8 protein-coding genes and 1 tRNA gene are annotated in these 9,132 nt (G+C 60.1%); 6 read left to right on the forward strand and 3 right to left on the reverse strand.

Annotated features, from left to right (window positions below; genetic code table 11):
* Window positions 1-58 precede the first annotated feature (58 nt).
* Window positions 59-805 carry a hypothetical protein gene (locus APY03_RS25575; protein WP_003120040.1) on the reverse strand — a complete coding sequence of 249 codons (747 nt, stop codon included), beginning with the start codon at window positions 803-805 and terminating at the stop codon, window positions 59-61.
* A gap of 450 nt (window positions 806-1,255) precedes the next feature.
* On the opposite strand from APY03_RS25575, the gene APY03_RS25580 reads away from it, so the two are divergent.
* From APY03_RS25580 to APY03_RS25605, 6 genes are all read left to right on the forward strand, one after another.
* Window positions 1,256-1,756, forward strand: coding sequence for a DUF305 domain-containing protein (locus tag APY03_RS25580; RefSeq protein ID WP_003098996.1), 501 nt, complete (start codon window positions 1,256-1,258; stop codon window positions 1,754-1,756).
* Window positions 1,757-2,236: 480 nt separating this feature from the next.
* Window positions 2,237-2,310 (forward strand) — tRNA-Cys (locus APY03_RS25585).
* Between the two features lie 763 nt (window positions 2,311-3,073).
* The gene (locus tag APY03_RS25590; protein WP_083944563.1) at window positions 3,074-3,640 is read left to right on the forward strand and encodes an ATP-dependent nuclease; all 567 of its coding nucleotides are present in this window, start codon (window positions 3,074-3,076) and stop codon (window positions 3,638-3,640) included.
* Complete coding sequence (locus APY03_RS25595) at window positions 3,631-4,611, forward strand: IS5 family transposase (protein WP_068681365.1); 981 nt, start codon at window positions 3,631-3,633, stop codon at window positions 4,609-4,611. Before APY03_RS25590 ends, APY03_RS25595 begins: the two co-directional genes overlap by 10 nt.
* Window positions 4,612-4,652: 41 nt before the next feature.
* The gene (locus APY03_RS25600) at window positions 4,653-6,071 is read left to right on the forward strand and encodes an ATP-dependent nuclease (RefSeq protein WP_232081079.1); all 1,419 of its coding nucleotides are present in this window, start codon (window positions 4,653-4,655) and stop codon (window positions 6,069-6,071) included.
* A gap of 3 nt (window positions 6,072-6,074) precedes the next feature.
* A complete protein-coding gene (locus APY03_RS25605) occupies window positions 6,075-7,808 on the forward strand; it encodes a UvrD-helicase domain-containing protein (protein WP_061198500.1) in 1,734 nt (577 codons plus the stop codon).
* A 42-nt stretch (window positions 7,809-7,850) separates the two neighbouring features.
* Here APY03_RS25605 and APY03_RS25610 read toward each other — a convergent pair whose 3' ends face one another.
* Window positions 7,851-8,072: a DUF2274 domain-containing protein gene (locus APY03_RS25610; protein ID WP_061194849.1), complete on the reverse strand. Its 222-nt coding sequence runs from the start codon at window positions 8,070-8,072 to the stop codon at window positions 7,851-7,853.
* The coding region (locus APY03_RS25615; RefSeq protein ID WP_232324400.1) for a TrbI/VirB10 family protein at window positions 8,069-9,132 on the reverse strand (1,064 nt) is incomplete at its 5' end. The genes APY03_RS25610 and APY03_RS25615, both read right to left, overlap by 4 nt.

Consider the following 9,132-nt stretch of genomic DNA (forward strand, 5'->3'; position numbering starts at 1 on the left):
GCTGCGGAAAGACATTGCAAATGCAATCTCCGCGATTGCACATACAAGCTGGATAACCTCATGCGCTTGCGCTACGAACGTACCTCTTAGCGTTGGCGAACTTTCCGTTTAAGGTGCGCTCAGTGATGCCCATGGTGCCGCCGTAGTGGGCGACCAATGCAGAGACAAGGGCCTCCTGCGTTTTGAAGCTGGAATAGGGCACGCCTGAAGGCGACTGGCTCAGCATCAGCGTCAACATCCCTCCAATGATGTTGAGATAGGTCGTTTCCGCCCGTTCGCTGATCTCGCATTGCTTGGATGCCAACAGCACCGAGGATTGCTTGAGTAGCGTGTCGTGCTGCTCCTGCAGTTCTCGCATCTCACGTCGGGCTTGTTCAAGCGCGGCCTGAAGGGCCAGCCGCTCCACGAGGATCGCCTGTCCTGTTTCCATGGTGATGAAAGGATGCGCCATGCGTTCGCCACGGCTGAACAGAAATCCTGGCCGGTGCTCGGGATAGTGGGTGCGCATCCAGCGTTTTAGATCGACATGGCGAACAGTCAGATCCAGAGAATTGAGCAGCTTCGGATCATTGAGCGTGATCCCGTTCTTGCCGTAGGGCAGCTCTCCGTTGAGGATGCCGTCATAGATACGTTCCGAGTGCAGCCGGCACTCATTCCATCGAGGGCAGTTCAGCGACCGAGGCAGGACACGCGGTGACGCGATCGTGGCCAGGATCATCGGGAGATACCGCAGCAACCCAGCCCATCGGATGGCCGCCTCGATGGGACGATAGAACACCTTTGATGTTGAAATGTCCTTGTGCATGTCTTCGTCTCCTTTCGGGTGCGCTACATCACCGGCTCCTTTCTTGCCCAAGGGCTGTTGTGTCGTTATGGCCTGCGACGGACGCTTGAGGCGATGCCCTAAGCGAAGGCGGAGGAGGCCATTGGCGTCCGCCGCAGGTGGCCTTGTCTTGCTTGATATGCAAGAATCGATCAGTTGCCGGCCCATCGAGCGATGAGGACGCAAGCTCGATATTGGCGCTCACGGTACCAGCGTCATAGGTGGCGCAAAGCCCATCAAGACCGATTTGGTATGGTCTGATATCCAGACGGTTCAAGACCAGCGAGTTGAAGCGTTCGACGCCCCTACGTCCAGTTGGTGACTGGAAATCAGCGGTTAGTGATGCATCGCTCCACATGCTGATATATCGACAAAGTATCTGCCGCAGTACCAGTGACCCTGCCAGGTTGCCCCAGCACATAGGAGACGGAGATGGCTGAACATTCCCATGAACATCAACATCACACATCCGGTCAGATGGGTAAGCACGGCCGACCATACGCCAAGTTCTGGGTGAACATGGTGTTGGGCCTCGTCGTCATGTACTTCGTAATGTTCAGCATGATCGACGGCGCCAGGGACTTCAGAAACAATCTCAACATGCTCTACATGGCGGTCACTATGTGGGCGCCAATGGGCATCTTCATGCTAGCGACAATGCCCGGCATGTTTCCAAACCGGCGGCTCAATCTCGTGCTGTACGGCTTGTTTGCCGTTCTCACACTCGGTTCTTTTGCCGCTACCCGTGCTCAAACCGGAATCGGCGATCGACAGTTCATCGCGTCTATGGTCCCGCACCATTCGGGAGCGATCCTCATGTGCCGCGAGGCGCAGCTCTCAGATCCGGAACTCGTCAACCTATGCCAAGCGATTTCCGATGGCCAGCGCGCGGAGATCGAGCAGATGAACCGGATTGCTGCACGCCTTCGTTGAGGCTGGCTGCCACTACACTGGCGCCGCGTTGCGCTCCGGCGAAGTTAGCCGCAGCGATGTAAAGATGAGTACTTGCGGTGTTCCGATGCCGGCGGTTGTGTCCTACAGCCGTCCAGGTGCCAGGCAGTCCACGCGACACCACCCCGCGCTGCCTGCGGAGCGAGCGCAAGTCATGATCGTCGCAAGTTGGAGTTCGATAGCGAACCCGCTCAGCAGCTGGACGCATCAGGCGTAACGACGGGTGGATGGATCATCCTTGGACGCTGGTGGAAGTGGTTGGATGAACTTTGTTGCCGAGGGCGAAAAACAAGGCTATAATTGAGTTCTTCGCTGATCACCACAGTGGAGAAAGTGATTGGGAAACAGAGACTTAGCGCTCTAGTGCATGACTCGTTTCCCGCTCCAGTTTTCAAAAAGGGAAGCTTCAAGCTTCCCTTTTTTTCGCGAGTTGACCAAGAAGAAGACGACGATTGAACGCATGGCGCGATAGCAAAGCGGTTATGCAACGGATTGCAAATCCGTCTAGCCCGGTTCGACTCCGGGTCGCGCCTCCACCTCTCCAGCCGTATCGATCAGACAGCCCCTCCAACCGTCGTTGTCGGGGGCTGTTTTTGTTTCGGGTATTGTCCATATCCACCCGGACGCCCGGATGGTGAAATTGGTAGACACATCGGACTTAAAATCTGTTTTGTCAAGTCCTTTCCACTTGCGCCACCTGGCCAGAAGGCCAATAGAGACAATGGCTTGCGAGCATTCAAGACTTGGCTTCATGGCTGGGCTTGGTGGTCAGGGGTCAACTAGGAGTCAGTAGAGAGGTAGGAGTTTTCAGCGCGTCGCGCCACGCCCGAGTGGTGAAATTGGTAGACACAAGGGACTTGAACAATTTGAGCCCTCCGGGGGAAACCCCAGAGGTGAAGCCCGTCAAAGTCGGCGAACGCCCTGGATGCTCCGGCATCCGAGCCAACGCCGAACCAAGCCCAGGTCCAACGCCTGGGAAGGTGTAGAGAGCAGACGGCGGGCACCTACGGCCGCAAGGCTATGGTGAAGGCGTGCTCCAGACCACGAACGGCGCATGCGCTGGCGGCGAAAGCCGAAGTGGTAAGAAAATCCCTCGCCGCAAGGCGTGCCGGTTCGATTCCGGCCTCGGGCACCAATTTGGAAGCCGTCCCTGCCTCTGCAGGGGCGGCTTTTGTTGTCAATGCTCGATGATGCTTTATCTTTCAACGAGCTACCGGGAGCGTGCAGTAGTTTGGAAGATGAAGGAAGCAAGGCGACCATGTAGTCGCAACAACAATAGCAAGGACTCTTGGGGGCATCATGCGCGTCTCACGGTTGGGGATAGAGAACTTCCGCGGCATCAAGAAAGCCGAACTTCACTTCTCAGGGCATACGCTCCTGATCGGGGGCAACAACGTCGGCAAGAGCACGATCTGCGAAGCACTCGATCTTGTGCTTGGGCCGGATCGCCTGAATCGAACACCCCCCGTTGAGGAGTTCGATTTCCGTAATGCAGGCTATCTGAACGAAGACGGCGAAACACCCGTTCCTCTCCGCATCGAAGTCGTCCTCGTTGATCTCACCGACGACATCAAGAAGCTCTGCGCCGCCAATCTGGAGTTCTGGCACAAGGCCGACAAGCGGGTTCTCGGCGAAGGTGAGATTGGTAACGCCGACGACCCCAACGTGGAACTCTGCCTTCGCCTGATTACCGCTGCTCAATACGACATCGAAGAGGACCAGTTCTTCGCCAAAACGATCTATGGCCGAAGCGACGACGATGACGACGCCGATCCCAGGTCAATTCCCACTAAGGAAGGTCTGAACAACTCCGCTGCTGCGGGCGACAATAGCGCACCAGATTGGGGTGACGATCGATGCAGCTGACGTTCGGTGATGCCGAGACCCTGGGCCAGCGCAAGCGCACGCGGCGGGAGATCTTCCTGGCCGAGATGGAGCAGGTGGTGCCGTGGCAGGCGCTGCTGGCGCTGATCGAGCCGCACTACCCGAAGCTGGGCCGTCCCGGCCGCCAGCCGTACCCGCTGGCGACGATGCTGCGCATCCATTTCCTGCAGCAGTGGTACGCGCTCAGCGACCCGGCGATGGAAGAGTCCTTGTACGACACGCCGGTGATGCGCCGGTTCGCGCGGTTGGGCGGCGTGGACGCGATTCCCGACGAGACCACGATCCTCAACTTCCGCCGGTTGCTGGAAACCCACGGCCTGGCCGGGCGGATCTTCGAGCGGGTGAATGCGCATCTGGCGCGCAAGGGCCTGAGCCTGCACGCGGGCACGATCGTGGACGCGACGATCATCGCCGCGCCGAGCTCGACGAAGAACGCCGAAGGCAAGCGCGATCCGGAAATGTGCCAGACGAAGAAGGGCAACCAGTGGCACTTCGGCATGAAGGCGCACATCGGCGTCGATGATGAATCCGGCCTGGTGCACCACGTCGAGTGCACGGCGGCGAACGTGGCCGACGTGACCCGGGTACACAGGCTGCTGCACGGCCGGGAAGACACGATCTGTGGCGACAGCGGCTATACCGGTGCCGACAAGCGTGAAGAGTTGAAGGATGTGGAGGCCGGCTTCCTGATCGCGGAGAAGCCGTCGAAGTTGCGGGCGATGAAGAACCCGCGCGAGCGGCGTTACACCGAGCGCTGGGAGCGGTACAAGGCGAGCCTGCGCGCGAAGGTCGAGCATCCGTTCCGGGTGATCAAGCGCCAGTTCGGCTACACGAAGGTGCGCTACCGCGGCCTGGCGAAGAACGCGGCGCAGGTGCTGACGCTGTTCGCGCTGTCGAACCTGTGGATGGCGCGCCGGCGCCTGTTGCCGGCGATGGGGGTGGTGCGCCTGTAAGGCGGGAAAACCCGCCAGAAACCGCCTGAAAGGGCGGGAAATTGATCAAATCGACGCTGGTCCGGCGCTCTGACGCTGAAATCCAAGTGTCAGAGTGCGTTGTTCAGACCTTCCCTAAGGTCAAACGAGCGATAGGCTTTCTTTACCTGCGCACCATCCGCACCGGCTCGCGTGCATTGAGCTTGGAGCGCGGCACGCTGCTCGACAACATCCTGCGCATGAAAGAAGCCCGCAAGGGGATGTGGGAGAGCATTCGCAAGCGTCTGGCTACTCTTGATCCTCCGATAGACGCTGACGCTACCGAGCTGGGGCCGATCCTCGATGAAATCGAGGCAAGGCTGGCGGAATACATCGCGCCCGGCAGCGAGGGGCGTTCGACCCGTCTGTTCGTCTCCCAGCTCACGCGTGAGCACCTGCGGAAGACCATCGCTTTCTTCTTGACGATGGGGCGTGGAGAGGAAGCCGTCCCGTTCCAACAGACCGGCAGCGGAACATTGAACACGCTCCTGCTGGCGCTGCTGACCTTTATCGCCGAACTTAAGAAAGACAACGTCATCTTTGCGATGGAAGAACCCGAGATCGCCCTTCCGCCCCATACACAGCGGCGGATTGCGAACTACCTACTCGAAAAAACTTCGCAGTGCTTCGTTACATCGCACTCGCCATACGTCATCGAGCGTTTCGAGCCTGACGGGATACTGAAGCTCAACCGCGACCAACACGGCACCTTGAGCGGCACGGCGATCAAGCTGCCGGCTGGCATGAAGGCCAAGAACTACCGACAAAACTTTCGCCGAGCCATCGCCGAAGCCATGCTCGGGCAAGGCGTGATCGTCGGTGAAGGCATCACCGAACAGGATGCCTTGTTGGTGGTCGCGCAGAAGATGGAAGACAGTGATCCGGCCCTGTTCCCCTTGGACGTGGCCGGCCTGTCTGTCATCAATGCCGATGGTGACGGGAACCTGGAAAAGTTGGGGGCCTTCTTCAAGGAAATCGGGACTCCAGCCTTTGCCTTCTTCGACCGCAAAAAGCGCACGGATGCGGAAATCGCCACCTTGCAAGGTAGCTACGTGGTAGCCAAAGAAATCCAGCAAAAAGGTGCCGAAGTGCTGATGGCTGAGGAAACCCCCTTGGATCGGCAATGGCAGTATTTGGAGGCCCTACGCACCGAGGATGCCGACGGCCGGTTTGGGATTCCGGCGGCCCGCCCCGCTGACGACGAATTACGCAAGCTGACCACTTCCACATTGAAGGGCCTGAAAGGCGAAGGTGGTGCGGCAAAGCTGCTGCAACTGTGTGCCGTGGCCGAGTTGCCCAAGACCATTACCGACTTCCTCGCCGACATCTACCAACGCTATCCAAAGCCGAAGCGCAAGGAAGCACCTGCCGCGCAGGTCGATGCCGGAGCAGAAGCTGCAGGTGACAACGCGGCCGCGGCCGATGACCCCGAGGAACTGTAAGCCATGGCCCTGGTCATCTGTGCGCAGCGACAGAGCATTCTCGACGAGAACGGTGCGATCCTCGTTACGGGCGGCCCAGGCAGCGGCAAGACGACCATCGCTTTGGCAAAGGCCAGACTCGTTATCGAACGGGGCCTTTCACTTGGTCAGTCTGTTCTTTTTCTCAGCTTCTCGCGTGCTGCTGTGGCGCGCGTCGCCGAAGCGAGTAAGACGCAGTTGCCTGCCGCTCTGCAAGGAAAGCTCTCAATCCAGACGTTCCACTCGTTCTTCTGGCGCATCTTGCAGGCATACGGATACTTGCTGGGCGCGCCAAAGTCGTTGCGTCTACTAATGCCTCATGATGAGGCGGCGATGCGCCACGAGTTCGAGAACAATGGTGGCGATTGGAATGTCGAGCGCCAACGATTGTTTCGGGAAACAGGGAGGGTCGCATTCGACCTGTTCGCTCCGAAGGCTCACGAACTACTGTCTCGAAGCGCACGCCTGCGCGAGCTGTTCTCGTCGTGCTATCCGTTGATCGTTGTGGATGAGGCGCAAGACACAGCAGAAGATCAGTGGCAGTGTGTTCGACTGCTATCCGCTGGCACGCAAATGATGTGCCTCGCCGACTTGGACCAGCAGATTTACGACTTCCGGCCGGGCGTCAGCTCAGACCGAGTAACGCACATCATGGCCGCCTTGCAACCGCTACGCGTGGATCTGGCAGGCGAGAATCACCGGAGTCCTAATTCAGAAATCGTCGCCTTCGCCAACGACGTGCTACTGAACACACCGAGAGGCGCGGCTTACCAGGGTGTATCACGCATAAACTATCGCGCCAACCGAGAGTACCGTGATCGCGCGATCCGCCAAGCAATCGGAATCGCCATTCAGCGCGCAAAGGAGGCCGCCCAGGGCGACATCGAGAGCTTGGCCGTACTGGCAACATGGGGGCGCGGTGTCAACGTCGTTTCCCGTGCTCTGACTGGTAATGGCGCGAACTTGATCCCGCATCGAGTGATGATTGATGAAGCATCGGTGCTGCTTTCGAGTCGCATGGTCGCGTTTATGCTGGAGCCGCGCAGGCCGGCAGCGGAGGAACTGCTGGACTTGGCAGACGGCCTTGACCTTGCGGCGACGGTCTTCCGGGCACGCGGCGGAAATACCAACCTTGCCACCGCGCAGCGGTTGGCAGCAAGCGCCGTACAAAGCCGCGGTGGCACTTCCCCGCGCGCTAACGGAGTGGCATCCAAGCTCTTGGATGCGCTACGTACATTGCGCATACACGAGTTCTCGGGAGACCCGAAACGGGATTGGTTGGATGCGCGCAGCATTCTTCGTAACGCAGGCGCCAACCCGCTTCAAGTCATAGCAGAGGATGCCGAGCAGCTCGTCGCCTTCCAGCGTGGCCGCCGTATCTCAGCAGCACTGACCGAACTTTGGCAAACGCAGGGAGCGTATCGAAATGCGCGCGGTGCGCTTGATACGGCCATCGCGGAAGACCAGCTCTTGTCAGGCGGCAACGACCTGAGAGGTATCCACGTCATGACCATTCACAAGTCGAAGGGCAAGGAGTTCGACGCAGCAATCATTTTCGACGATCCGAACAGCAGCCCTCTGCTTTTCACTCAAGAGGCTGCGCCTCACCCTCGTTGCCGCAAACTGGCGCGGGTTGGCATCACCCGCGCCAAGCATCATGTGCTGATGCTTTGCGATATGTTCACTCCAACCGCCTTGCTGCAAGGGCATCAACTCTAGGAGCAAGGTCGCTTCGGTCTTGAAGCAGCAGTGCGACTACCCTTACCCTGATCGCTTCCTGCGAAACCCCCGGTCCCCCGCCATGAACGCCTCCAGCATATGCGGGATCAGCGTCATGGTGTCGACCGGCTCGCCATACGTCTGCGCGTGCAGCGCGGCGTAGCGGTCGAGGTCGGCTTTCAGGCTGGCCGGGCAAGCGAACGTCAGCTTGACGTTCTCGGTCTTGGGCAGCGGCCCGAGCCGCAGCTTCTTGGTCGTGCTCATTGCGAAGCTCCCCGATTGAAGAACAGCGGTTGGTAAGGCCGCAGCACCAGATCCCGATTGACGATGATCCGCACCGGCAGGCCCGGCCGCGTGGTCAGCGTCGGTTGGATGTTCATGTTGCGCCGGGTGATCTCCTGTCCGACCTGATTGATGCTGTCCTGTGCGCTGTCGCGCCCGGAGATGACGATGCGGTTGCCGTCCTGGCGGTTCTCCGGCGCAGCCAGCTCGGCGCCGACGCCCAGCAGCGTCGTCAGCACAGCGCCCGCGACGATGCGATTCCAATGCCAGTCCACGTCGTCTTCCAGGCCGGCGTAGCCGGCCGGGTCGGTGCCGACAAGATTGTCGAGCGTCAGCGAGGACGTGTCAGGCAGGATGACCCGGTTCCACACCACCTGCACGCGGCTCTGCCCGTAGCTGACCTGGCTGTTGTAGCGTCCGAGGATGCGCGATCCCTGCGGGATCAGCAGGAACTTGCCGGTGGCCGTGTCATAGACCGGCTCCGTCACCGTGGCGATCACGTCGCCCGGAAGATCGGACTTGATGCCTGTCACCAGCGCGCCCGCGATCACCGTCCCAGCCATCACCTGATAGGGCGACGCCGGCAGCGCCAGATTGCCGGAATTGCGGGTTTCCGTAGAACCGGCTTTCAGAAACGCCTCTTTCTGGTCTTGCCGGTTCTGCACGGCGGTCGGGTCGGCAGGCTGAGCCGCCGTCGAGGCTGGCCCAGCGGTGAGCGGATCGAAGGCCGCCAGCGTGCTTGCACCACCAGGCGCACCCGGCGCCGCCTGCGCCACCGTGGCGGCTGCCTGGCCTTGACCGCCCGAGCGGAAGAACACCGACGAGGCCGCCGCCGCGTCGGCCTCCTTGCGCAAGGCATCCTCGGGGTCATGGCCCGGCGGTACATACGTCGGCGTCACCGGCCGCTGCGAGTTCACGATGGCTGGGCCGAGATCACCCGGCAGCGGCGGCCCCAGCTCGGGCACCTTCGGCGGCATCTTCGAGTAGTCCGAAGGCAGGCCATCCAGCCCTTCGGACTTCGACACGCGATCGACGTTGTAAA

The sequence above is a fragment of the Variovorax sp. WDL1 genome (assembly GCF_001541225.1).
Classification (GTDB): Bacteria; Pseudomonadota; Gammaproteobacteria; order Burkholderiales; family Burkholderiaceae_C; genus Variovorax.